This is a genomic window from Chloroflexota bacterium, from assembly GCA_013152435.1.
In the GTDB taxonomy this organism is placed as follows: domain Bacteria; phylum Chloroflexota; class Anaerolineae; order DUEN01; family DUEN01; genus DUEN01.
The window spans coordinates 104,733-129,925 of sequence record JAADGJ010000012.1; the positions used below are offsets into that span (position 1 = coordinate 104,733).

Annotated in this window: 17 protein-coding genes; 7 read left to right on the plus strand and 10 right to left on the minus strand. The window is 64.8% G+C overall.

The features are described 5' to 3' along the window. The first annotated feature begins 507 nt into the window (after nt 1-507). Nucleotides 508-1,686, plus strand: coding sequence for a DNA double-strand break repair nuclease NurA (locus tag GXP39_01620; protein NOZ26739.1), 1,179 nt, complete (start codon nt 508-510; stop codon nt 1,684-1,686). Continuing rightward, on the plus strand, nt 1,686-2,273 hold the full coding sequence (locus GXP39_01625) for a hypothetical protein (GenBank protein NOZ26740.1): 588 nt from the start codon (nt 1,686-1,688) through the stop codon (nt 2,271-2,273). Before GXP39_01620 ends, GXP39_01625 begins: the two co-directional genes overlap by 1 nt. A gap of 131 nt (nt 2,274-2,404) precedes the next feature. On the opposite strand, the gene GXP39_01630 is transcribed toward GXP39_01625, so the two are convergent. Then, the gene (locus GXP39_01630; GenBank protein NOZ26741.1) at nt 2,405-3,220 is read right to left on the minus strand and encodes a fasciclin domain-containing protein; all 816 of its coding nucleotides are present in this window, start codon (nt 3,218-3,220) and stop codon (nt 2,405-2,407) included. A gap of 116 nt (nt 3,221-3,336) precedes the next feature. Here GXP39_01630 and GXP39_01635 point away from each other — a divergent pair, with 116 nt between their 5' ends. After that, on the plus strand, nt 3,337-3,930 hold the full coding sequence (locus GXP39_01635) for a class I SAM-dependent methyltransferase (GenBank protein NOZ26742.1): 594 nt from the start codon (nt 3,337-3,339) through the stop codon (nt 3,928-3,930). Between the two features lie 244 nt (nt 3,931-4,174). On the opposite strand, the gene GXP39_01640 is transcribed toward GXP39_01635, so the two are convergent. After that, complete coding sequence (locus GXP39_01640) at nt 4,175-5,149, minus strand: D-2-hydroxyacid dehydrogenase (GenBank protein ID NOZ26743.1); 975 nt, start codon at nt 5,147-5,149, stop codon at nt 4,175-4,177. Between the two features lie 465 nt (nt 5,150-5,614). On the opposite strand from GXP39_01640, the gene GXP39_01645 reads away from it, so the two are divergent. The 4 genes from GXP39_01645 (at nt 5,615) to GXP39_01660 (ending at nt 13,347) form a co-directional block, all read left to right on the plus strand. Continuing rightward, nucleotides 5,615-6,994: a hypothetical protein gene (locus tag GXP39_01645; GenBank protein ID NOZ26744.1), complete on the plus strand. Its 1,380-nt coding sequence runs from the start codon at nt 5,615-5,617 to the stop codon at nt 6,992-6,994. A gap of 324 nt (nt 6,995-7,318) precedes the next feature. After that, entirely contained in the window at nt 7,319-9,046 is a 1,728-nt protein-coding gene (locus GXP39_01650; GenBank protein NOZ26745.1) for a cellulase family glycosylhydrolase, read from the plus strand. Beyond that, nucleotides 9,043-11,451, plus strand: coding sequence for a hypothetical protein (locus tag GXP39_01655; protein ID NOZ26746.1), 2,409 nt, complete (start codon nt 9,043-9,045; stop codon nt 11,449-11,451). The genes GXP39_01650 and GXP39_01655 overlap by 4 nt, the downstream gene beginning before the upstream one ends. 849 nt (nt 11,452-12,300) lie before the next feature. Beyond that, nucleotides 12,301-13,347 (plus strand): hypothetical protein, encoded by a 1,047-nt coding sequence (locus GXP39_01660; GenBank protein ID NOZ26747.1) that lies wholly within the window; start codon nt 12,301-12,303, stop codon nt 13,345-13,347. 356 nt (nt 13,348-13,703) lie between these two features. On the opposite strand, the gene GXP39_01665 is transcribed toward GXP39_01660, so the two are convergent. The 8 genes from GXP39_01665 to GXP39_01700 form a co-directional block, all read right to left on the minus strand. Continuing rightward, nucleotides 13,704-15,413 carry an alpha-amylase gene (locus GXP39_01665; GenBank protein ID NOZ26748.1) on the minus strand — a complete coding sequence of 570 codons (1,710 nt, stop codon included), beginning with the start codon at nt 15,411-15,413 and terminating at the stop codon, nt 13,704-13,706. 35 nt (nt 15,414-15,448) lie between these two features. After that, nucleotides 15,449-17,179, minus strand: a complete 1,731-nt coding sequence (locus GXP39_01670) for an alpha-glucosidase (protein ID NOZ26749.1) — start codon at nt 17,177-17,179, stop codon at nt 15,449-15,451. 505 nt (nt 17,180-17,684) lie between these two features. After that, entirely contained in the window at nt 17,685-18,020 is a 336-nt protein-coding gene (locus tag GXP39_01675; protein NOZ26750.1) for a hypothetical protein, read from the minus strand. 17 nt (nt 18,021-18,037) lie between these two features. Next, nucleotides 18,038-19,075 carry an ATP-binding cassette domain-containing protein gene (locus tag GXP39_01680; protein ID NOZ26751.1) on the minus strand — a complete coding sequence of 346 codons (1,038 nt, stop codon included), beginning with the start codon at nt 19,073-19,075 and terminating at the stop codon, nt 18,038-18,040. Nucleotides 19,076-19,083: 8 nt separating this feature from the next. Then, nucleotides 19,084-20,160: an ABC transporter ATP-binding protein gene (locus GXP39_01685; protein ID NOZ26752.1), complete on the minus strand. Its 1,077-nt coding sequence runs from the start codon at nt 20,158-20,160 to the stop codon at nt 19,084-19,086. Nucleotides 20,161-20,172: 12 nt separating this feature from the next. Then, nucleotides 20,173-21,309 carry an ABC transporter permease gene (locus tag GXP39_01690; GenBank protein NOZ26753.1) on the minus strand — a complete coding sequence of 379 codons (1,137 nt, stop codon included), beginning with the start codon at nt 21,307-21,309 and terminating at the stop codon, nt 20,173-20,175. 85 nt (nt 21,310-21,394) lie between these two features. Next, a complete protein-coding gene (locus GXP39_01695) occupies nt 21,395-22,381 on the minus strand; it encodes an ABC transporter permease (protein NOZ26754.1) in 987 nt (328 codons plus the stop codon). A 115-nt stretch (nt 22,382-22,496) separates the two neighbouring features. Then, entirely contained in the window at nt 22,497-24,530 is a 2,034-nt protein-coding gene (locus GXP39_01700; protein ID NOZ26755.1) for a hypothetical protein, read from the minus strand. Between the last annotated feature and the right edge of the window lie 663 nt (nt 24,531-25,193).

Genomic DNA, 25,193 nt, shown 5'->3' on the forward strand with positions numbered 1-25,193 from the left:
GGTAACTGAGGCAGCCTCTCAGACGCCTTACCGGTAAATTTTTCAAACACGCCCTAGGCAGGTTGCCCCCAACATATTGGGGACTCATAGAGGATCAACCACTACATATACAGGTCCGATTCCCGTATCGGCTCGGGTGGAGGGTAAGCGGCAAGTCCGCCCCTGTAGGTCCCCTCTAGAGGCGTTGATGATGACCGTCTCGCATCGGCATACATGCGGCTCCAACCGATATTATACGCGTCTACGCAGCGAGCAGAGATTACCCTCATCCACACCCTTTTATAAAAATCCTGACCATCAGCCCCCCGCCTGCTCGCCCCGCACACAACCGCGGATCGTGAACAAGTTCCGTCCCCTCGCCGGGCCAAGATGTCCGCCCGCGAGCAGGTTCACCCATGCCTCTCCCCACCGACGCACCCACAGGCGATGCCATCCCTCACCTTGGCGGTCTCAACGATTCGGGATATAATATCCACCGAAAATCTGTTCTACCGCAGGTGACGATCCATGCCCCTGAAACTGGAAGCCATCGTCCAGGCCATCCACGAGATGGTCCTGGCGTTCAACGGCGACGAGCGCCGCTCGCGGCTGGAGACGGCCCTGGAGCGGCTGCGCACGACGGACCCGGCACAGGTGCGCGCCCGCCTGGACGATCGCCAGGCACGACCCGGCTGGCTGGTCGCCTACCCGGAGCACACCTTCACCAAGACGTACCCCCTCCCCCCGTGCCCGACCGATTTCACCGTCATCGCCGCCGACGGCTCCTCCCACGGCCCAGACCGGCATAGCCCCGTCCGCTACTTCATCATCAACACGGGCCACGCCGTGCTCTCCTACGGCAGCCAGCCGAGCGCGGAGATGGACGCCACGTCCCGCCTGTACTATCGGGACGAGGACGTCTTCATCGAGCCGGAGCACCACACGTTTCCCGTGGAGGGGGCCATCCTGGCGGTCAAAATGGCCGTGGACGAGATGACGGCGCTGGTGGACGCCACGACAGCCATCACCCAGCCCGAGGCGGTGGCGCTGCGGGACGGCACGCTTATCCTGTGGGGGCTGGACAGCCCCGGCATCACCAGAGAGGTGCGCGAGCGATTCCTGGCCCCATACCGGGAGGCCCTGGAGCAGTTGCGGGATCTGCAAGTCCCCCTGGCCGCCTACATCAGCTATCCCAATGCGGACGACGTGATCAACGCGCTGCGCGTCGGCATGTGCCCGGACGAGGTCGTCATCTGCAACCGCTGCGAGACGCGGCGCTCCCAGGGGCGCGCCCGCTGCGCCGATCTGGCCATGCTGGTCGATCGGTACCTCTTCGCCCGACACCTGGCGGACGGCGAGCGCAGCGACCTCTTCCTGAGCCGCCACCCGGTGCTCAAGTATTACGACGAGAAGCAAAAAGTGTACTTCTTCTACCTCAACGTCGGGGAGGAGATCGCCCGGGTGGAGGTGCCCGCGTGGGTGGCCAAGACGCCGGCGCTGCTGGACCGCGTTCACGCGGTGATCTACGACCAGTGCCAGCGGGGGCGCGGCTATCCCCCCGCGCTGGTGGAGGCCCACGAACAGGCCGTCATCACCATGGGAGAACGGGAGCTCGTGGAGGAGATGGTCGCCCGAGAGCTGGCCGACCGTGCCGTCGTATACACCCGCTCGGAGAAGGACCGAAGCAAACGAATGCGAGGGATCTGATGGAACGCATTGGCGAGATCATCGAGACGAACAGCCGGGAATTCGTGGCGGAGAGCTTCACGTTACACCAGCCCCCCGCGCTGGGCAGCCTGGTGCGCGTCAACACGGACGACCGCTCCATCTACGCCATCGTCAGCTTCGGCGCCACCACCGGCCTCGATCCAGGCCGGCGTGCCGTGCGCCGCTCCACCGACGCGGTGTTCGACGAGGCCGTCTACCGAGAACATCCGCAACTGGAGCGGACGCTGCACACCGAGTTCCGGGCGCTTCTAGTCGGCTATCGCGACGGCGAGGGGGCGATACGCCAGGTGCTGCCGCCCCAGCCGCCGCCGTTGCATTACTCGGTATGGGCCTGTGAGCCGGACGAGGTGCGGGCCTTCACGGAGAGGAGGCCGTACTTCCGTCTGCTGCTGAACGCCAGCGGGGAATTGCCGGCCGAGCAGCTGCTGGCCGCCCACATCCGCGCCGCCTATACGGCTCGCGGCGACGATCTGGGCTGGCTGGAGGCGGCCGCCCAGGAGGTCGCCATCCTCCTGCGGGAGGATTACGATCGCCTGATGAGCGTGCTGCAGGCCATCGAGCCATAGCCCGACGAAGCGGCCGCCGGGCGAGGGTGGAAAGAATCCAACAAACAACGGGTGCGGCCGAGACGCCATGGCCGCACCCGCTTTTGAATCCCACCGATATCTTTCATCGAGGAGCCGGGGCGAAGCGCCCGTTATTTCTTCCCCGGCACCGGCGTCAGCGTCGCTGAGCCCTTCGGCGTAGGGGATGGCACAGGCGTATCGGTCGCCGTGGGTGCAGAGGACGCCGAGGGCGTCGACGGGGACACGGGGCTTTCCACGCCGGGGGGCACCAACACGGCATCGATGAGGTGCATGACGCCGTTGGTGGCCTGAAGATCGGCGCTGACGATCAGGGCGCCGTTGATCCGGGTCACCTTCCCATCGTCGATGGTGATGGTGATCGGCTTGCCCAGGGCGGTCTTCAACGTGACCGTCTGTACGGAGTCGATGGCCGCGAGCTCGGCCGCCGTCACCCGGCCGGGCACGATGTGGTAGAGCAGGATATTCTTCAACCTGGGGAGATCCTCCATCAGGTCGCCCACCGTCCCCCTGGGCAGCTTATCGAAGGCATCGTCCACCGGCGCGAAGATCGTGAAAGGCCCCTCGCTCTTCAGTGGATCCTGCAGCCCCGAAGCCCTCAACAGCAACACGAACGTGGTGAGCTGTTCGTTACGGAAAGCGGTGTTGAAGACGTCCACGAGCTCGGGTGTAGGGGTAGGGGTCGGGACCAACGTCGGAGTCGCCGTCGGCACCGGCGTAGGCGTGGGAGGCGTGGTCGGCTGCGGCGTTGGCGTAGGTATGGGAGTATCCGTGGGCCTGGGCGTCGGCGTTGGCGGCAGTGGCGTCGGCGATGGGGGTATGGGGGTCGGCGTCGGCTGCGGCGTTGGGGTCGGCCGACTGCAGGCGCCCACGATCCCCACGGCGATTAGAACGGCTACGAAAGCGAAAACGACAAAGCGTTTCATCATCCATCCTCCTCAGGAGCGCGTGGAAGGCGCCCTTATTTCCGTGCACACTCAACGTACCACACGCGCGGCCGTCCGGTCAAATCCCGGAGATCACACCACTTTTGGAGGCCAAGACGATGGCGATCTCTCCCTCGCGCTGGGAGCGCTGGCGCAGGCTGGTGCGGTTCAACCTCATGTACCTGCGACGTCCCCCCTGGGATACGGGCGTCACCCCACCGGAGGTCGTGGAGGTGGTGGAAGGCGGCGTGGTGCCCCCCGGCCGGGCGATCGACCTGGGATGCGGCACGGGCACCAACGCCATCTACCTGGCCCGGCACGGCTTTGACGTGATCGGCGTGGATAGCGCGGTGCTGGCCATCCTCAAGGCGCGCTGGAAGGCCCGCCGCGCCGGCGTGCAGGTGCGCTTCCATCTGGGATTGGTCCACCGCCTGGATTTCCTGCGCCAGCCGGTGGACTTCGCGCTGGATATCGGATGTCTGCACGGGCTGTGGGAGGCCGATCGGCCTGACTACGCGGCCGCGCTGGCCCGGCACATACGTCCCGGCGGCTACTATCTGCTGTACGCATGGAGCAACCGGGGCTGGGCCGGGCTGGACCCACCCGAGGTGGCCGCGCTGTTTGGGGACGCGTTCGAGATCCTCTGGACTCGCGAGGGAGAGGAGCACAGAGCGCCCGCGTTCTGGTATCTGATGCGCCGGGCAACAGGATAACGCAATGGTACAACGCAGAAGCCGTCTGAACCGGGGTCGTCAGGGGAAGACCGCTCGCCCCGGAATCCGGGGAGGTATGGAGGACTTCTCCTTTCCGGCCTGTATCTGCCCGGCCTCGGCCCTTTCTGCAGGGATCAGGGCCGAGGCCGGGCAAGTCGGAGGCGGAAGGAGGGCTTTTTCCGGCGGGGTTTCATCCTGCCGGGCCTCCCCATAGCAGGAGCAACGGCATTTCTCAGACACGTTTTCAGTATCCCAACCGTTTATCCACCTCGTTGATCAACGGCCGGCCGGCCTGATAGCGCCGCAGGTTCTCGGTGAAGATCTCCACCACTCGGTCGGCGTAATACGGCGTGAGACCGGCGTAGTGCGGCGTGATGATCACGTTCTCCATATCCCACAGCGGCGAATCCTCCGGCAGCGGCTCCTGCTCGAACACGTCCAGCCCGGCGCCGGCGATCCATCCCTCCTGCAATGCCCGGATCAGCGCCCGCTCCTGGATGATGGCCCCCCGGCCGATGTTGATGATGTAGGCCGTCTCCTTCATGGCCCGCAGCTCTCGCTCCCCGATGAGCCCCCGGGTCTCCCGGGTCAGCGGCGTGGTGATGACCACCCAATCGGCCTCGGGCAGCATCTCCAACAACTGATCCGGCCCGTACATGCGATCCACCCACGGGGATCCCTTCTCCGGGTGACGTCGCAAGCCCAACACCCGCATATTCAGCCCCTTGGCCTTCTCGGCCGTCTTCTCCCCGATAGCCCCCACGCCGATCAACCCCATGGTCGACCCATCCATCTCGGTGATCCGATGTCCCCGATTCCAACGATGCTGCACCTGATCCCGAACGCAACGCTGGATATCGCGGGTCAGCGCCAGCATCAGGGCCAGGATATGCTCGCTGATGGGGATGGCGTGCACCCCCGATGCGTTGGTGATGACGAGATCGCTCTGGGCGATCTGCGGATACCGCAGCAGCCAATCCACCCCCGCGCCGGTGGTCTGCAGCCAACGCAGCCGGGGCGCCTCCAGGATTCGATCCCGAGGCAGCCCGCCCAGCACCACCTCGACCCTTGGGATGATCGCATCCCACCGGCGCTCCAATTCCTCACGATCAGGCACAACGATCAGCTCCGCCTCCGGAGCCGCCTCCCGAATCGCCTGCAGATGACGGTCCTGCAACTCATAAGCGATCAAAATCGTCCCTATCCTTCTCCGACTCAATTTCCCAACCTCCTCCAGGATGCTATGGCTATCTCCTCGACGATATCGCCCTTCCGAATCTCGAGACACACGCCCTTTCTCAGAGCGCGTCTGAAAATTTACCGGCAAGATGTCTGAGGGGTCTCCCTCAACGATCAGCTCCACAAGGGGAGGTCTCCTCCACGGAAAACCCCACTTTTCCGGCCTGTACCTGCCTCCCTTGGCCCTTTCCGCGGAACCCAGGCCGAGGGCAAAAGAAGGGCTTTTTCCGGAGGGGCTCCCCACAGCAGAAGCAACGGCATTTTTCAGACACACTCTCACATGGGGCCCATTCTACCACAATGCATGCATCCGCCCGAAGCGCCGACGCCGCCAGGTGCGAGCCACGGGACGCGCCGCTGCCCCCCGCCATCGTCCTTGTCCCCCCCGGGCGGGCGTGGTACAATGCCTGCCGTTACGTCGTGGATCCCGCTTGAGGAGGCTCGGATGGATACAGCGATCGTCGCCTGCGCCCAACAACGGCTGCGCCTGCACGCGTCCCTGGAGGACTACCGGCACGACTGCATACGCTTCCTGCGCATGGCCCAGAGCAAAGGGGTGTCCCTGGTCGTCTTCCCGGAGCTATCAGGCGTCATGGCAGCCGTGCCACGCCTCCCCGGCGTGCGCGCCAGCCTGCTGCGCCAGGCGGATCAGGGACGCCAGCGCGGTGCCTCCCTATGGAAGCGGGCGAAAGCCCGCATGGCCGGGTCCACGGCCGAGCTTCTGCGAGTGGACTTTCGGGGGGCGCTGGCCCGCCATCTGGCGGAAGAGGGGAACACGCTCCGCCAGGAGGTGGAACGGCTGTTCGCCGGGCTGGCCCGCAGTTACGGCACCCACATCATCGTGGGCGCGGGATATCTCCCCGGTCAGGGCCCAGGGCAACAGGCGCTGGCGCTGGCCTTCAGCTCTCAGGGGGAGATGATCGGCGAGGCCGCCCGCGTCAGCGTGTCCCCGGAGGATGAGGACTTGATCGCGCCGGGCGAGGGGTGGGAGATCCTGGAGACGCCCGTGGGCCGGATCGGCTTGCTCATCGGGGCCGACGTGCTCTACCCGGAGCCCGCCCGGCTGCTGGCCTATCGTGGAGCGGAGATCCTAGTGGTCGTGGCGGCGACTAGCGATCCGGCGCTGGCCGCACGTATTCGCGCAGCGGCCCTGGCCCGGGCGCAGGAGAATCAACTGTTCGTCCTCACCAGCTTCCTGATCGGTAGCGATCCCTTCCGAGGCGGCGACGCCCAATTCACCGGGCGGTCGGCCATCATGGCACCGGTGGAGATGACGGCGCGTAACACGGGCATCATGGTGCAGATGGGAACCGCACGCGCCGAAGGGCTCATCACGGCCGAGTTGAACTTCTACGCCCTGCGGGAGCTGTGGCAGCAATCGGAGCCGTCCGCCCGCCGAGGGCTGCCACTGACCCTGGCCGGGCAGGCCCTTGTCTCCGACTACACCCTCGGACGCTCCATCGACGAGGCATGGGAGGACGTGGAGGCCTCCAGAGAGAAGCGGCTGCTGCTGCCGGAGCCCTCTATGCCCCCCTCCATCTCGGTGACGGAGCTTCCGGTCGCAGCGGAGAGCGAAGCCCCGGCCACCCCACAACCGAACGAGCCCCCCGCCGAGGAACCGGAGCCGGAGTGGCCCCCGTCGGAGAGCGCCGTCGAGCCCTCTTCGACGGAAGCGCCCTCCATCGAGGAGACCCCATCGGCGACGCCTGACACGGACACCCTCCCGTCTCCCGACCAGGAGGCCGATGCAGGCCCACCCGATGCGGGCCCCACGGTCCCCTCAGAGTCGCCCACCGACGATACGACGCCCCAAGAGCGTATCTGAAAATTACTGGCAAGGCGTCTGAGGGGTCTCCCTCAGCTACCAGCTCCACAGGGGGAGGTGTGGAGGGGACCTCCCTCCACGGAAACCCCGCTTTTCCGGCCCGCATCTGCCTTTCCCGGCCCTTCCCGAAGGACCCAGGCCGGGGCCGGGCAGGTCGAAAGCGGAAGAAGGACTTTTCTCGGAAGGGCTCCCCACAGCAGAAGCAACGGCTTTTCTCAGACACACTCCAAGAGAGATAATCCGGACACCAGATCCGCCTGAAAAGCCGGGGCTCTCAGAGAGCTCCGGCTTTTGATCTCCTCCCTCCTGCGGTATAATCCAGCTATGCGGAAACCGTCCCCTTGTCCTCTCTTCCTGTGGATCTCCATCGCCCTGGGCATCCTGACCGCGGCGATCGCTCTGCGATCTCTGCCGGGCGGCCTCTTCGCCATCACCGGCGAGGAGGAGCTATTCCCACAGATCAAGGCGCTGACGGACCTCACCGGCGACCTCCTACGCCCCCGCGTGGACACCGCGAACGACACACCTGCAGCCCACGCCGGCGTGAACCCCTTCGGCGTCAACGTGTTCCTGGAACAAGAGGTGGAGCCCAGCAAGCGGGAGCAGGCTGTGCGCATGGCCGCCGAGGCCGGCTTCCACTGGCTACGCCAGGAGTTCCCCTGGGAGGACATCGAGATCCACGGCAAGGGTGATTTCCAGGATCGGCGCCACCGGCCGTACCGCTCCGCCTGGGAGAAATACGACCACATCGTTGACCTGGCCGAACGGTACGGCATGGAGCTCATCGTGCGCCTCAGCAATCCGCCGGCCTGGTCCCGGGCCGAGGGGGATGCCGTGGGCACATACGCGCCGCCCGATAACTACGAGGACTTCGGGGACTTCGTGGCGGCGGTGGTCAGCCGATATCGCGGCCGGATCCGGTACTACCAGATCTGGAACGAGCCCAACATCTACCCCGAGTGGGGCGAGCGCCCGGTCAGCCCGGAGGAGTACGTCGAGCTGTTGAAAGTCGCCTACACCCGGGCCAAAGCGGCCGATCCCAACGTGATCATCATCAGCGGCGCGCTGGCCTCCACCATTGAACTGGGGCCGCGGGACATGAACGACTTCGTCTTCCTGCAGCGCATGTACGACGCGGGCGCGGCCCCCTATTTCGACGTGCTGGCCACCCAGGGATACGGGCTCTGGTCCGGCCCCACCGATCGTCGCATGCACCCGCGCGTCGTCAACTTCTCCCGGCTCCGATACATACGCGACATCATGGTGCGCAACGGCGACGCCCACAAGGCCATCTGGATCAGCGAGATGAACTGGAACGCCATCCCGGAAGGCCACCCGGCCCCGCCTATCTACGGCCGTTACACGGAGGAACAACAGGCCCGCTACCTGGTCCTGGCCTACGAGCGCATCCAACGGGAGTGGCCGTGGATCGGCGTGGCCAACGTCTGGTTCCTGAAGCGCGCCACCGACGAATGGGCGCGCTCGCCGAACCATCCCGAAGCCTTCTTCCGGCTGCTGCAGGCGGACTTCACCCCGCTGCCGGCATATGGGGCCATTAAGGACTACACGAACAGCCTCTCCCCCACCCTCTATCCCGGCGCGCACCCGGCCGACCACTGGGCGCTCCGCTACGAGGGGGCCTGGGAGGAGGCCAAGTCGGCCGCCGGGCTCCCCATCCGGCAGGCGCAGGATCCGGCGGCCTCGCTCCGATTCCGGTTCGACGGCACAGGTGCAGCGCTGCTGGTCCCAACGGGACGGCCATTCCCCGGCGCTGAAGTGCGCCTGGATGGGAGCCCACCCCGCCGCCTGAAGCCCGACGACGCCCAAAGCGAGGGACCGCACACGGTCGTCTGGCTGGCGCGAGGGCTCGACGCGGGGGCACACGAGCTGGAGTTACGTCCCTCCGGCGGCCCCTTACAGATCGAGGGGATACGCGTGATCGGCCGCACGCCCCTCTGGCGATGGCCCATGATCGCAACCGTGATCACGGCCGCGCTGGCCGTCGCCTGCAGCCTTATCGCCTACATCCGGGGAGGAAACGCCACGCCATGAGGAGCGAGTCACGCCCCCTGATTCCCCCGCACATCGCCGTGCTGGCACTGGCCGCCGGGCTCCGATTCTACCGCCTGGGCGAGCAATCGCTGTGGGCCGACGAGGGGAACAGCGCGGCCCTGGCCGCCCGCAGCCTGGCCCGCATCACCCACGACGTCGCGGCCGACATCCATCCGCCGCTCTACTACTGGCTGCTCCATCTGTGGACCCGCCTGCTCGGCACCAGCGAGGCGGAGCTGCGCTCCCTGTCGGCCCTCGCCGGCGTCGCGCTGGTCTACGTGATCTACCGGATGGGTCGCCGCCTTCGAGGGGAACAGGTCGGGTTGACCGCCGCCCTGGTCGCCGCTCTCAATCCATTCCTGATCTACTACTCGCAAGAGGCCCGCATGTACGCGCTACTGGGGCTGTGGAGCGGGCTGGCGCTGTACGGGTTCACCCTCTACGTGCTCCATGAGGGGGCCGGGCGCACACGCCCGCCCCTCCGGACCGCTGCCCTGCTGGTCATCTCCCTGGCGGGCGGGCTGTACACCCACTACGTCTTCCCGGCCGTCATCCTGGCCATCAACGCGCTGTACTTCCTGTGGCTGTGGGATAGCCATCGCCGCGGCCATATCCTGGAACGGATCACATGGTGGCTGGGGCTTCAGATGGTCGCCGCGCTGCTGTTCCTCCCCTGGCTCCCCATCGCCCAACGACAGCTCAGCACGTGGCCCAGCCCGAGCGCGGGGATGGATTTCAGCCAGGTGCTGAGCGCCTCCCTGACCACGCTCGCTCTGGGGCCGGTGGGATACCGGCAGCCTCAGGGGTCGTGGAACCTCGTCTTCGCCATGGGGATCGCGCTGGGGCTGTGGCCCAGCATGCGGCCGGCCCGCGGCCGTCGGGAGCATTGGCTGGCCTGGGGGATCCCATTCGTAGGGATGGCCGCCCCCATCGCGCTCATGATGATGCGCGGGCTCTTCACGGAGGCGTACCTGAAGTTCCTGATCGTAGGCAGCCCGGGGTTCTGTCTGCTCCTCGCTCGCGGCATCATCGGGCCGGGGGAGGCGCTGGCCAGCATGGTCTCGCCGCGCTCCTCCCCACGGAGCGCGGACCGTCCGGAGACGGCGTTGCCCCGCCTGCCGTGGCTCCCGATGCTCTGGTATGCGCTCGCTGCCGCCCTGCTGGGCATAGCCGCGGGCACCACCCTGCAGGCTTACTACTTCGACCCCACCTACGCACGAGATGACTACCGCGGCATCGCCCGCTACATCGAGGCGGAGGAGCGCCCTGGCGACCGCATCATCCTGGACGCGCCCGGCCAACAGGAGGTGTTCACCTACTACTACCGGGGGCAACTCCCCATCTATCCCCTGCCCCGGCAGCGTCCCCCCGATGCCAAGGCGTTGACCGCCGAGCTGGCGCAGCTCACGGCCACTCCCGGCCGCATCTTCGCTCTGCTCTGGGCGACGGAGCAGGCCGATCCCCAACACATCGTGGAGAACTGGCTGGCTCAGGCCGCCTTCAAGGCCTCCGACAGCTGGCACGGAAACGTCCGACTTGCCATCTACGCCATCCCCGACTTCCAGATCCCTCACGACCGCATCACGTCCACCGACTGGCGCTTCGGGGATCCCCCGCTGCTGCGGCTGAGCGGTGTAGGGCTGGGGACGGACGCCATCACCTCCGGAGAGGTGCTCCCCATCAGCCTGATCTGGGAGGCGCTGCGCCCCATCGAGGAGCGCTATAAGGTCACCGTACAGCTGCTGGATGGAAGGGCCCAGGTGATCGCCCAACGGGATGCGGAGCCGGGAGGAGGGTTGCGGCCGACGACGAGCTGGGAGGTCGGGCAGCCCATCGAGGACGGCATGGGGGTATTGGTGCGCCCCGGCACCCCGCCCGGCACCTACCAGCTGATCCTGGCCGTATATCGGGCGACGGACGGCGCGCGGCTTCCCGTGGGCGACGACGACCATGTGACGCTAGGGCAGATACAGGTACAACGGCCGGAGACGCCCCCCGCGCCCATCACGCTGGGCATGCAGTACACCCGCCCGGTCGACTTCGGGCCGATCCGACTCCTGGGCTTCGACGTCTACAAGCGGGGATTCCGACACGCGCCGGACACCCCGCTGGGGCCGGGGGATCGGCTACACGTAGCGTTGTACTGGCGCGCCGAGAAAGCGCCCGGACGGCGGCTGATTATACGCCTGGAGCTGGACGACGGGCGCTCGACCGTGGAGGCCGATCCGGCGGGCGAGATGTATCCCACGACCCGGTGGACGGCCGGAGAGGTGGTACGCGGCGATCACGACCTGCCCTTGCCGGCCGATCTATCATCCGGTCGCTACGCCCTCTACCTGACCGTACTGGACGCCGGGCAGCCGGTGGGCCGGCGTATCCGGCTCACGCGAATATCCGTGCAGTAGATCCTGATCTCCTCAAAGGCACGGTTTGACAGCCCCTGCATCCGCGGGTATCCTCCGGGCACCGGCCGTCAGGAGTAACGGCCCTGCATCGTGAACCGTTTGCACTTGTGAACCACAGGCTCACCTGGAAACGAAGCTTCCCTGATCGAGGCAAATCAGCCGTATCCCCTATCCAGGGACGAGCCCAACCGCATAAGGAGGATGTTGAGTATGTTTCTGCGTTTTGGCCGCTCTCTCTGGCTGGCCCCGCTCACGCTGATCCTGGTCATCGCCTTGCTTCATCCATTGGCTACGGGAGCCATCAGCACAGCCCAACCGGTGATCAACGCGCTACGCGACGAATCGCCCGTCACCCCCACCCCCACCGCCACACTCACCCCAAGCGACCAACGAACCCTCGTCTACGGGCGGGTGACGGTGGACGGCCAGCCAGCACCCGTAGGCGCCGTCGTCACGGCCCACAACCCGCGTGGGGATACCGTCGGCACCTTCACCGTCGTCTACCCCGGCTTGTACGGCGTCATGCCGGTCTACGGCGAGAACCCGCCGGCCCCCGGCATGCGTGAGGGCGAGCCGGTCTCATTCGAGGTGGACGGCGTGCCCGCCACGCCCTCCGTCACCCTCAACTGGACAAACGACAACGCCTTCCATCGGGTCGACCTGTCCGCCACGGCCCCCACGCCGACTCCCACGCCAAGCCCCACACCTGAAGGGTATGGATGGGCGCTGAAGTTCACCATCCCCAAGCCGCCGCCATCGATCAAGGTGTGGGGGATCTACTTCCCCAGCCGGGACATCGGCTACGCGGTGGGCGGGCCGGAGTGGACCGCCAACACGGGCACGGCTTTCATCTACAAGACCTCTGATGGCGGCGAGACCTGGACGGAGCTGACCAACCATCCCATGACGGCCGAGAAGGGGTTCCTGTCGGCCATACATTGCAAGGATACGTACACGTGCTGGGCGGTGGGTCGGTTCGCCACCATCCTGCGCACGACCAATGGCGGCGTCTCCTGGGGGAAGATGCCCCGCCCCAACGATCTCAGCGGGGGGCTGTACGGCGGCTTCCTTTACTCCGTGCTCTGGACGGGCAACGGCAACACCGTGCTGGTGGGGACCACGCTGAACTTCATCCTCCGGGCCACCGATGGGGTGAACTTTAACCCGGTGCAGGTCAGCAACAACTTCGTGGTGCGCGATATCGAATGCCCCACGCCCAGCATCTGCTACGCGGCTGCCAAAGGGCGGCTCTACACGACGGTCAACAACGGCGCGAGCTGGGGGGCGAAGAAGTGGTACGATCCGAACAACCCGACCACGGAGCCCCGGGCGGATCGCTACGCCTATGACCTCAGCTTCCTGGACACGAACACGGGATGGATCGCGACCACGCTGGAGGATGCTCCCCCGGGCATACCGCCCAGCACCATCCTGAAGGTCACCAACGCCACCGCAAGCTCCCCCACGTTCGAACAGCAGGCGACCTTCCCGGTCGTCCTGGAGCGCCTGCAGATGGTGAGCGAGACGGTGGGATACGCCGTGGGCTGGCAGGGGAACGTCTACCAGACCACCGACGGCCAGACGTGGGTGCCGATCGGCGGGCCGCCCACTACGGCAAACCTGGTGTCGCTGTTCGCCTTCGATGAGAACGACCTGTGGGTGGGCGATGATCAGGGGAACATCTGGCACTACTCCGGGCCGCCGCCCACGCCGACGCCGACCAGCACGCCCACGCCGACGGAGACGCCCACCATCACACCGACACCCACCGATACGCCGACGCCGACCAGCACGCCCACGCCGACCAGCACGCCCACACCCACCCCGACGCCGACGCCGGAGGAGGATCGAACCTATCTGCCCATACTGCTGTCGGGTTCACCCACAACGCCATAGCGCCATCGACGGCATTGGGGATCCGAACGATCAGAATCCCGGAGCCTGGGAGGCTCCGGGATTCTCTTTCGCCATCCACGCACAGCGGCGCCAGCTCCCACGCGGGCGCCATCGCATGGGCGGCCGGGCGTGGGAGCCCGGCCCGCTCACAAGCGACGAGGCCTTCCCCCACCACAGCAGCGCCAGCTCCCATGCTGGCGCCACCAAGGCGGCCGGGCATGGGAGCCCGGCCCGCTCACAAGCGACGAGGCCTTCCCCTTTGCCACAGCAGCGCCAGCTCCCACGCGGGCGCCACCGAGGGCGGCCGGGCGTGGAAGCCCGGCCCGCTCACAAGCGATGAGAGCGTCCCCTGCCGTTCACCGGAGCCGAATGACATACGTGCCGTAGGGCTCCAGCGTGCCCAACGGTCGGTACCCTTCAAAGCCGCCCCCCTCTCGAACGGCGGGGGCGGGGGCCGGCTCCCCGGTCAGCACCTCCACCGGAAGCCCCTCCACCGGCTCGCCGCTCAATGGGCCGGACTCCAGATCCAGACGATAGTCGGAGATCGGCTCCCCAGACAGGTTGATGAGCACCAACAGCGTCTCCGCGTCGCTGTGGCGCAGGAAGGCGTAGATCCGCCGGTCCTCGACCGTCACCTCCCGCCAGTCCCCGACGCGCAGCGCCTCGTGGGCATTGCGGGCACGGACCAGCCGCCGGTAATGGCTGAGCAGCGAATTCGGATCCCCTGTCTGGGCGGCCACGTTGACGTCACGGTAATCGGGCTGAGGCGCCCGCCAGGCCATGACGGCGGTGGTGAACCCGGCGTTCTCGGCATCCGACCACTGCATGGGCGTGCGGATGTTCTCATCCGGCTTTCCTCCCACCTGCCCGATCTCCTCCCCATAGTAGAGGAAAGGCACGCCCGGACCCGTCAGCAGCAGGCTGGCCGCCACTTTGGCCTTGTTCACATCGCCGCGCAGCTCGGTCATCACCCGGGGCTGATCGTGATTGGTGAGGAAGGTGGCGAACTGATTGGGCGGATAGCGCTCCGTCACCAGGCGATGGGCCCGCAGCACGTAACTCCGATCGCCGAACCGGGCGCTCCGCAGCATCGCCTGTGCCGTGTCGAACTCGAAGGCCAGGTCCAGCTGATCGCCGATATACTTGACCACCTCCGTCGTCGGGCTCCACACCTCGCCGACGGTCAGCGCCTCTGGGTTGATCGACTCATAGAACGCGTAGAAGCCCCGCAGCCATGCGTGCGTGGCGGGCGTGTTCTCCTGCACCCGGCCCTCCTCGACCAGATGCTTGACCGCGTCCAGCCGGAACCCATCCACGCCCATATCCTCCAGCCAGAAGCGGATCACCTTCTCCATCTCAGCGGTGACGGCCGGATTGTCGTAGTTCAGGTCGGGCATCCCCGCCCAAAAGATGCCGTAATAATAGCCGGTGGGAGAGCGATGCCAGACGCGCTGTCCCCACGGCCCCTTGTAGCCCGGATCCTGGTCGGACCAGATGTAGAAATCCCGGTAGGGGCTGTTCGGATCGCTGCGGGCGCTCTGGAACCAGGGATGCTTGGAGCTGGTGTGATTCAGCACCATATCGATGATCACCCGGATGCCCCGCCGGTGGGCCTCCGCCATGAGCCGCCGGAAGTCCTCGTTCGTGCCATACTCCGGATCGACCCGGTAGTAGTCCGCCACGTCGTACCCGTGGTAGCTGGGCGACTCCATGATGGGCATCAGCCAAATGCCGGTGATCCCCAGGTCATCCGTCGTGGCGGGATCGCCGTCGTTCAGATAGTCCAGCTTCTCGATGAGGCCATTCAAGTCCCCCACGCCATCGCCGTCGCTATCGTAGAAGCTGCGCACGAAGATCTCATAGAAGACGGCGTCGTTCCACCAGGCATGCGGCTCCCTCTCCCCGACGCCCTCCGGGGTAGGTGTCAACGTGGGACTGGGCGTGGGCGTATCCGTAGGAGCCGGCGTGTCGGTCGGCGTCGGCGGGACGGGCGTGATCGGCGGGAAGACACAACCGGCCACCAGGACGAACACCAGCAGCAAAAGCCACCTATGGACATGTCGCATGTGCACCACTCCTCCCCTATTCAACCCGTACCCGCTCAGGATCCAGCGCGGGATCCCCTCACCTCGCCGATGTACACCTCGAACGGCCCAACGGAGAGCGCCGAGAGCTCATCCTCTGAGGCGTCGCGATCCCGGCTGGAGAAGAGCACCCGGGATACGGAGTCCTCCAGGTCGAAGCTCAGCACCTGCTGACGATCCGACATGTTCAGCACGACCAGGCAGCTCTGCCCGTCCGCCTCGCTGCGACGCAGGAAAGCCAGATAGTCCTCGGCGTCCTCATGAAGCGGCTCGTACTCACCCACGATGAGAGCCGGCGTCTCGCGACGCAGGCGCAACATACGCCGGTAGAAGTTCAACAGCGAGTCCGAGTCCTCCAACTGCTCCTCGACGTTCACGCCCTGCGCGTAGTTCGGGTTCACGGGCAGCCAGGTCTGCACTCCCGCGGGGCTGAACCCGGCGTTGGGCGCGTTGGCCCACTGCATCGGCGTGCGGCACTTGTCCCGGCCGATCTGGTTGGCGATGGCCAGAGCCTCCGTGGGAGGGATTCCCATCTCCTGCACAAGCGTGTGATACGCCCGAACGCCCAGCATATCCCGAAACTGGTTGATGTCCTCGAGCGGCAGATCCGTCATGCCGATCTCCTCACCGTAGTACAGGAATGGGGTCCCCTTGAGCGTAAGCATGAGCGCCAGGCAGATGCGGGCCCACTCGGCGTCGTGCTCCCCATCGCCGAAGTGGCTGATGATTCGCGAGGTATCATGATTGCCCAGGGTGTTGCAAGGCCAGGCGCCGGGCGGCAGGGCGGACAACCGCTCCCGCTGGTTGGCGCGCACCCACTCCGGCGTGAGCCGATCCGTCCGCATCAGCGGAAAGTTGAAGACGAGATGCAGCTCATTGGTCCCATCGCCATAGAAGGCGATGTCGTCCGCCTCCCCCACCAGCACGCGATCCGGATATTCATCGACCACGGACCGCAACTCCTGCATCAGGTCGTGGACTTCCGGCCGATCGACCTGGTACCGGAACATCTCCCGCCGCTGCCTTCGCAGATAGGCCGCACGTTCCGTCTCCTCGCCCCGAAGCGCCAGAAGCGCCTTATACAGGTCGACCTGGGTGATCTCAGCCTGGTGATCAGGCATCTCCGGATCCTCGAAGATGGTGCTAACGGCATCCAGGCGAAAGCCGTCCACCCCCAGCTCCAGCCAGAAGCGGACGACATCGAACATGGCCTCCTTCACCTCCGGGTTGCGCCAGTTCAGATCGGGCTGTTCCTTGAGAAAGAAGTGATAGTAGTACTGATCCGTGGCGGGGTCATACTCCCAGGCGGAACCGCCGAAGATGGAATACCAGTTGTTCGGCGGGCCGCCGTCCCTCCCATCGCGCCAGATATACCAATCTCGCTTGGGATGATCCCGGCTGGAGCGAGACTCCTGGAACCAGGGATGCAAATGGGACGTGTGGTTCAGAACCAGGTCCAGGATCACCCGGATGTCTCGCCGATGTGCCTCGTCGAGGAATCGCCTGAAATCGTCCAACGTCCCATACTCAGGCGCCACTCCCTTGTAGTCGGAGATATCGTAGCCACAGTCGAACTGCGGCGACGGGTAATGAGGAGACAGCCAGATGGCGTCGATCCCCAGATCCCGCAGGTAGTCCAGACGCTCGATGATCCCCGGCAGATCGCCGATGCCATCGCCGTTGCCGTCGGCGAAGCTGCGAGGATAGATCTGATAGAAGACAGCCTTCTGCCACCACGTCAACATCATTCTCCTCCACGTGATCTATCAGAGCGTATCTGAGGATTCACCGGGCCGACACGCCCTTAGAAAATTTGCCGGCAAGGTGTCTGAGGGGCTCCCTCAGCTACCAGCTCCGCAGGGGGAGGTGTGGAGGGGTCCTCCCCTCCACAGAAACCCCACTTTTCCGGCCTGCACCTGCCTTTCTCGGCCCTTCCCAAAGGGCCCAGGCCGAAGCCAGGCAGGTCGAAGGCAGAAGAAGGGCTTTCTCCGGAGGGGTGGAGCCCCTCCCTCTGGTTTGGCCCTTTGGGTAGCGAAGGGCAGTGCCCTTCGCTACCCATACAAGATATAGGGGGATGCCACAAAATAGGCCGCATATATAGGACCTCAAAGAAAAAGGCCAAACTCCAGGGAGGGACGGAGCCTCTCCGGGCCTCCCCGTGTGGGCCGTGAACGCCACGAAAAAACGGCGGCAGGTCACCCGGCCGCCGAAGGAAGCCGACACATTCGTCGATGAACACCCGATAACCTCACATCACACGACGAGGGCCAGCAAGAGGATCGCCAACTCGATACCGATCGTCCAGCCGAACAGCCGCCACGATGACCGCTGCCCGACCCGCTTGTAATGATACTCACCCGTCCCAATGGCGAGCGCCAGCCACACCAGGCCCATAACGAGCACGGACCAGTGCCCCATAGAGACGGCCGCCCAATAGATGGTATCATGCACGTCCGTGACCCCGCCCAATCGGGCGTATATCCGAAACAGCATGTCTCGGATGATCACGATCTCCCACAACCCAACAAGAAGCGTGCCGATCCACAAGACCAGGGCAAGCACGCCCGCCGGCACTCGTTTGAGACGCATACCCCTCCTATGAACGCTCACACCCCGCGCAATTGCAGCTCATCCGCCCGGTGACACGCGACCCAATGATCTGGCTTCAGCTCCCGGAACTCCGGCGGCTCCTGCTCACAGATCGGCTCCGCGTACCGACAGCGAGGATGGAAATAGCACCCGCTGGGCGGGCTCGCCGGGTCCGCCACATCCCCGGGCATCAAGATACGCTCCGACTTATACAGCGGATCGGGCTTGGGCACGGCGGAGAGCAACGCCTCGGTATACGGGTGCAGTGGATTCGTATACAGATGCTCCACGTCGGCCATCTCCACCACTTTGCCCACATACATCACCGCCACGCGATCGGAGACGTGCTGAACGACGCTCAGATCATGGGCGATGAAGATATAGGAGAGGTTGAAGTCCTTCTGCAAATCCAGCAGCAGGTTCAACGTCTGCGCCTGGATGGACACATCCAAAGCGGACACAGGCTCATCGCAGATCACCAGGCGCGGGTTCAAGGCCAGCGCGCGAGCGATGCCGATCCGCTGTCGCTGGCCGCCCGAGAACTCGTGTGGGTAGCGGCGCATGTGCTCCGGCCGAAGCCCCACATGTTCCAGAAGCCGGACGACGGTCTCCTCCACCTCGGGTCCCCGCCCCATGCCATGGATCTCCATCGGCTCCGCGATGATGTCGAACACCGTCATGCGGGGGTTCAGAGAGTTGATGGGGTCCTGGAAGATCATCGCCATCTCCTGCCGGACCAGCTTCATCTGCTCCTTGTCCAGGCTGAGCAGGTCCACCATCTCCTGCTCGCCGTTGGACGAAAGCACGCTCGTCCTGAAGTGGATCCGGCCCGAGGTCGGCTCGTACAGGCGGATGATGCATCGCCCCGTGGTGGTCTTGCCACAGCCGCTCTCCCCCACCAATCCCAGCGTCTCGCCCTCCCGAACGTACAGACTGACGTCGTCCACCGCCTTCACGTATCCCACGGTCCGCCGAAGGAGCCCGCGCTGGATGGGAAAGTACTTCTTCAGGTCCTGGACTTCCAGCAGGATGTTCTCTTGCCTTTGCTCCGCCATGGTTACGCTCACTCCCCCTCGTATAGCAGGCACTTAACCCAATGCCCCTCTTCGACCTCAAGCCACTCCGGCTCGACACGGTCGCACTTGCCCGGCATGAAGTCCGGGCATCGGGGATGGAAGAGACACCCCGTCGGCAGATGGAAGGGGTCAGGCACCATGCCTTTGATGGAGGCCAGCCGCTGTCGCCTCTTCTTTCCCAGGTGAGGAATGGATTCCAGCAAGGCTCGCGTGTAAGGATGCTTGGGCTCGTAGAACACCTTGACGACGTCAGCCCGCTCCACGACCTTGCCCAGGTACATGACCACGATCTCTTGCGCCATCTCAGCCACGACGCCCAGGTTATGCGTGATGAACATGATGGCCATGCCCACCTCTTCCTGCAGATCCCGCATGAGATCCAGGATCTGCGCCTCGATGGACACATCCAGCGCCGTCGTAGGCTCGTCGGCGATCAACATGTCCGGCTGACAGGAGAGGGCGATGGCGATCATCACGCGCTGCCGCTGGCCGCCGCTTAACTGATGGGGATAGCTGTCCACGCGCTCGGTCGGATTGGGGATCCCGACCTTGCGCAACATCTCGATGGCGATCTCACGCGCCTCCTGCTTGGAGACGTGTCGGTACGCCTGGATCGCCTCCGTCATCTGGCTGCCGACCTTGCGCACGGGCACGAGCCGATGCAGGGTGACCGCCTCGATGATGTGAGCGCCGGCGGTGTACACGGGGGTCAGGGAGCTCATGGGCTCCTGGAAGATCATGGCGATCTCCCCACCCCGGATCGATCGGATCTCCTGGCCATCCGGGTCCAGCTCAACCAGGTTGACCGTCTCCGTGATCTCAGAGCCATTGTCCTGAGAGCGGCGATAATACAGGATCTCCCCGCCCACGATCTTGCCCGGCCTGGGGACCATGTTCAGGATCGCCCGAGCGGTGACGGACTTGCCGCAGCCACTCTCGCCGATGACCCCCAGCGTCTGGCCCCGCTTGATATCGAAGGTGACCCCGTCCACCGCCTTGATGATGCCTTCCCGCACATCAAACTGAACCTTCAGGTCTCGTACCTCTACGAGCGGCTCACTCATCACCCAGTCCTCCTATCGGCTACCGTAGGGGTCTAGCGCATCCCGCAGCCCGTCACCCAACATGTTATAGGCGAGGATGGCCGTGATGACGAAGGGCACAGGGGTCAGCAGCCAGGGTGCGAAGCGGATGGAACGCACGTTGCTGACCTCCTGCAACAGCACCCCCCAGCTGGTGAGCGGCGGCCGCAACCCCAGCCCCAGCCAGCTCAGCGCCGTCTCCGCCAGGATCATGCCGGGAATGGCCAGCGTGGCGATGACGATGATATGACTCAAGGCGCCGGGGATCAGGTGGCGGAACAGGACCCGTCTATCGCTGGCCCCGAAACTCAAGGCCGCCAACACGTATTCCCGCTCGCGCAGGGAGAGCACCATGCCTCGCACCTGCCGGGCCAGCCCACCCCAGCGCACGATGGCCAGGATCAGCGTGAGCATAAAGTACACCCAGATCGGGGACCACTGCGGCGGGATCACCGCCGCCAGCGCCATGAAGAGCGGAATATCCGGGAACGCGGCCAGGAACTCCGTCACGCGCTGGACGAACATATCGATCGCGCCGCCGTAATACCCGGAGATGGCGCCCAACACCGTCCCCAAGAGGATCGTCATGATCTGCCCCAACAGGCCGATCAACAGGGACAGGCGGCCGCCGTATATGATCCGGGAGAAGAGATCACGCCCCAGGCGATCCGTGCCGAACAGGAACACGTGCGCCTCCGGATCGTTCGGGTCGGTGCCGAAGAGATGGATATCCATCGGGATCAACCCGAGCAGCTTGTACGGCTCGCCGCGCACGAAGAAATAGATGGGGTACCGCTTGGACGTGTCCACCACGTACGTGCGCTTCCGCAGCACCGGATCGATCTTCTTCTCCAGACCGTACACGAAGGGCCGCAGGTGGAACTTCCCCTCCGTATCGACGAAATGAATCCACTGCGGCCGAGCCTCCAGGTAATCCGACTTATGCTCCAGGAGATACGGGGCGAAGAACTCGGCGAACAGCGCGCACACGAAATAAAAGGACAAAACGATGATCGCACCCACGATGGCCAGCCTATTCCGCTTAAACCGCCACCATACCAGGTTCCAATAGCTCTGCTTGATCTGCTTCTTGGGGCGCCCAGTGGTCTCAGGCGACTCGTTCACAGTCATCACGCTTTCCCTCCAACAGTACCAGCCGGTGATTCACCAACAGCAGGCCCATCCACAAAGCCGCCGTTGCGATGCCATCCACCCATCACTCAAGTCGGATGCGCGGGTCGGCCCAGGCGAGCATCAGGTCAGCCAGCAAGTTGCCGATGAGCAGGAAGATGGTATAGAAGACCAGCCCCGTGCCAGCCAGGTACATGTCCTGCGTTTGAAGCGCCGTCACGAACAAGGGCCCCGTTGTGGGCAAGTTGAGCACCATGGCGACCAACGCGTTGCCGCCGATGATGCTGGGCAGCGCCTCGGATCCCAGGATGACGATCAGCGGGTTGATGGCCACCCGCACGGCGTGCTTCCACACGACGGTCCGGTTGGGCAGACCACGGGCCCGCGCCGCCTCCACGAAGGGCTGCCCCAATGTATCCAACAGGTTCCCCCGCATGATGCGGATCAGGCCGGCCGCGCCGGTGACGCTGCCGATCAACGCCGGGATCCATAAATGCTTCAGCAGATCGATCACCTTCCCCAGGCTCCACGGCGCGTCCTGATACTCGCGAGAGAAGAGCCCGCCGATATCCTGCTTCAAAATCACGGCGGCGAAGAACAAGACGATAAGAGCCAAAAGGAAACCAGGCGTGCCCAGGCCAATGAAGCTGATCGTGGTGAAGATCTGATCCCCCACGGAGTACTGGTTTACGGCCGAGTAAACGCCCACAGGGATCGCGATGATCCAGGTGATCGCCAGGGTGGCGATCGCCAACACCGCCGTCAACATGAGACGCTGGCTGAGCAGGTCGCTCACGGGGCGTTCGTACTGAAAGGACTCACCGAAATCCCCTTTGATGAAGTGCGACGCCCAGATCCAGTAGCGCGTCAGGAGCGGCTTGTCCAGGCCGTAGCGAGCCCGGTACTCGGCGATGCGCAACTCGGCGCTGCGATCCCCTCGGGCCTCCAGCTCGGCCAGCTTCTGCGTCAGGAAATCGCCTGGCGGGAGATCGATGATGAGGAAGCCGACGAAGGAGACCAGCACGACCATGATCAGAGCGTACGCCACACGTCGTATCAGGTAAGTGAGCATACAAACCTCCCAACCTGGGCATAGGGCTGACGAGCTCTTCAAGCCCGTCAGCCCTCGCTACCTCATTGCCTATAAAGATATGGCGGACGGGTCCCCGCCATGTTGTCCACTACGGTTACTGCTCGATCCAGTACTGCTCCGGATGCTGGTTGCCGGGGCTGCCAGGCGCCCACGGGCCCAGGATGCCGTAGTTGGACACGTTGTGGAAGTTGTTCTTGACCACCACGGGCATCGGCTGGTCGCCCGCCGCGCCGAGCGTGAACGGCCCTTCCTCGATGTGGATGCGGATGGCCTCCCACACGATCTCATGCCGCTTCTCGATATCCGGCTCGGCCAGCCCCTTCTTGTAGAGCTTCAGCAGCCGATCGGCGGGGCTTCCAGGCTCCGGCTTCCACCCTTCCTTGCCACCCGTCTCGTTCCACTTGCCCTCCATGGGCCAGGCTCGATTGCCCCGGGTGGGGAAGATCCAGTCGGGATAGGTCCAGATGTCCACCTCGGAGGCGTGGGCAGCACGCAGCATGTACTTCCCCTCTCGCTGCCGCAGGTCCCAATCCGGCTGCCCCTGCAGGTTGTTCAGGATGCACTTGATCCCGACCGCCTCCAGGGCCTCCTTCAGCACCTGGGAGCCCTCGACCGGAACCTGCTCACCACCCCACAGACCCACATCGATGATGAGCTCGAACTTCTTGCCGCTGGGCAGCTCGCGCCAGCCATCGCCATCCTGGTCCACCATGCCCATCTCATCCAGCCAGGCCTTGGCCTTGTCCGGATCGTACTCGGCGTCGGCCTGCTGCCACTCCTTGAAGACCTTCTGGCCCTCCGGGCTGGCGAAGTGCCACGACTGCGGGCTGATGGTGGCCTGCTGCGGCGTGCCGATGCCATCCCACACCACGTCGATGAGATGCTCGCGATCCAGCGCCACGGAGATGGCCTTGCGGAACCGCTTATCCCGCAGGACGTCGCGAATCTCCTCGTCATCGACGAAGTCCTGGTTGATCAGCCAGCACGGCCAGCCGCCGGCGCCGTTCATCCAGCCCTCCTGCAGGTGGTAGCCACCGGACTCGGCCTGCTCGGCCAGGAAGGGGATGTCGCGCGGGTCGTCGGTGCCACGGAAGGTGCAGTCGTACTTCCCCTGCGAGATCTGGAGCACCCGGACTTCCTTCTCCGGCACGATGGCGATATCCAGCTTGTCGATGTACGGGAGCTGGTTGCCCTCCGTGTCCACCTTCCAGTAGTAGGGGTTGCGCTCCAGCACCGCCCGCTCACCGGCGACATACTCCACCGTACGCCAGGCGAAGAGGACAGGATAGTCCGGATTCTCCCACCACTTGTCCATCTGCTCCAGGGTGTCGTAGTCGCTGTCGGGGTTGTACTTGGGGTGGAACTGCTTGAGGTAGTGCTTGGGCTTCATCAAGGGCTCCCACTCCCAGAAGCCCTGAGCCAGGATGTAGGGGGTGATCCACTGCGGCGTGTCCCACTTCATGACCATGGTGTAGTCATCGGGGAACTCCACATCCATGGGCTCCTGGGTGCTCTTCCAACCCCACCACGGCACCTGGACGACCTTGTAGTCCTCGTTAGTGGCCAGATCCTCCCACCAGAACTTCAGGTCCTCCATGGTGAAGGGCTCGCCGTCGGACCACTTGACGCCCTTGCGGAAGTAGAGGGTGACGGTCGTGCCGTCCTCGGACCACTCGTACTTGTAGGCCAGGCCCGGGCCGTACCCGGTGTAGTCCGGCTTCCAGCGGATGGGCGGGTCATACAGCCACATCTTGATGTTGGGAATCCTCGGATCCCAGGTCACGGCATGCCAGGTGCCGCCGTACTGGCCGATGGACTCCTGCGGGGCGACGACGTCCAGATCCTCCGGCAGGCGCTCGTCCACGGGCGGGAGCTTGCCAGCCTTCACCAGCTCCGCCAGCATGGGCGCCTCGTTGTACTTGCTCACCTCCACCGGCACAGGAGTCGGCGTGGCCTCCTCAGCCTTGATGGCACCGGTCGGAGCGGTCGGCGTCGGCTTGGCCTCCTCCACCGGCGCCGCCGTCGGCGTCGGCGCGGCACCGCCCGCACACGCAGCGGACACGGCCCCCGCGGTCACGATCGCGGACAGCCGAAGGAACTCACGACGGGTTATGGATCGCTTGCTCATGGTTTCACCTCCAGGCGAGATATGAAAACGCGCAAGGATGCTCGGAAAATCAACGGTTCATCGCCAGTGTCGCCCGTTCACACCACCTCCTTCCCTCGACAGAATGCCTGGGAGGGGAGACACAGGCTCTCTCCGCCCCCGGCTCATCTGATGCCAGCGCCACGCCCACAGCAAACGGGATGGGGTCGATAGGCATCGCCATTCAGCAATTTCCCCTATAGCGCCAATCCGCCTACAACCAATACGCTGTGAACCGTAACGGCGCGGGGGAGAGGAATGATCAAACCGCCCGATCGATGACCACACGGATCGAGCAAAGCCGCCGGATTCGATGAACGTCTCCCGGTATGTGGATCCACCCGGATACGCCAACCGGCCTTCCATTCTCGAAAAGAGGGTGACATCCTTGCCCCCGTCGAGGCTCCCGATGAGCGATTATGAAACAGCAGAAAATGTGGGAAGATAAAGAGGGCAACAACTCGATGGAGATTATACCACTTTCTCCCCCGGGTGTCAACGAAGTACACCTAATTTCTATGAAAGCACTTTCACCCCGAGATGCAGGGAAGAGAAGGGGAGCGCCTCATAAATTTCAGCGCGGGCGATCGCCCACAGCCGGAGATGCTCAGAAAATGCGATGGGAACCACCAAAGCACTAAGAGC

Bases quoted from the DNA above. Each gene is read 5' to 3' on its own strand.
- GXP39_01695 (NOZ26754.1), bottom strand. From the start codon at position 22,381: ATGCTCACTTACCTGATACGACGTGTGGCGTACGCTCTGATCATGGTC.
- GXP39_01625 (NOZ26740.1), top strand. From the start codon at position 1,686: ATGGAACGCATTGGCGAGATCATCGAGACGAACAGCCGGGAATTCGTG.
- GXP39_01665 (NOZ26748.1), bottom strand. From the start codon at position 15,413: ATGCGACATGTCCATAGGTGGCTTTTGCTGCTGGTGTTCGTCCTGGTG.
- GXP39_01690 (NOZ26753.1), bottom strand. From the start codon at position 21,309: ATGACTGTGAACGAGTCGCCTGAGACCACTGGGCGCCCCAAGAAGCAG.
- GXP39_01670 (NOZ26749.1), bottom strand. From the start codon at position 17,179: ATGATGTTGACGTGGTGGCAGAAGGCTGTCTTCTATCAGATCTATCCT.
- GXP39_01620 (NOZ26739.1), top strand. From the start codon at position 508: ATGCCCCTGAAACTGGAAGCCATCGTCCAGGCCATCCACGAGATGGTC.
- GXP39_01675 (NOZ26750.1), bottom strand. From the start codon at position 18,020: ATGCGTCTCAAACGAGTGCCGGCGGGCGTGCTTGCCCTGGTCTTGTGG.
- GXP39_01685 (NOZ26752.1), bottom strand. From the start codon at position 20,160: ATGAGTGAGCCGCTCGTAGAGGTACGAGACCTGAAGGTTCAGTTTGAT.
- GXP39_01655 (NOZ26746.1), top strand. From the start codon at position 9,043: ATGAGGAGCGAGTCACGCCCCCTGATTCCCCCGCACATCGCCGTGCTG.
- GXP39_01630 (NOZ26741.1), bottom strand. From the start codon at position 3,220: ATGATGAAACGCTTTGTCGTTTTCGCTTTCGTAGCCGTTCTAATCGCC.
- GXP39_01680 (NOZ26751.1), bottom strand. From the start codon at position 19,075: ATGGCGGAGCAAAGGCAAGAGAACATCCTGCTGGAAGTCCAGGACCTG.
- GXP39_01635 (NOZ26742.1), top strand. From the start codon at position 3,337: ATGGCGATCTCTCCCTCGCGCTGGGAGCGCTGGCGCAGGCTGGTGCGG.
- GXP39_01700 (NOZ26755.1), bottom strand. From the start codon at position 24,530: ATGAGCAAGCGATCCATAACCCGTCGTGAGTTCCTTCGGCTGTCCGCG.
- GXP39_01650 (NOZ26745.1), top strand. From the start codon at position 7,319: ATGCGGAAACCGTCCCCTTGTCCTCTCTTCCTGTGGATCTCCATCGCC.
- GXP39_01645 (NOZ26744.1), top strand. From the start codon at position 5,615: ATGGATACAGCGATCGTCGCCTGCGCCCAACAACGGCTGCGCCTGCAC.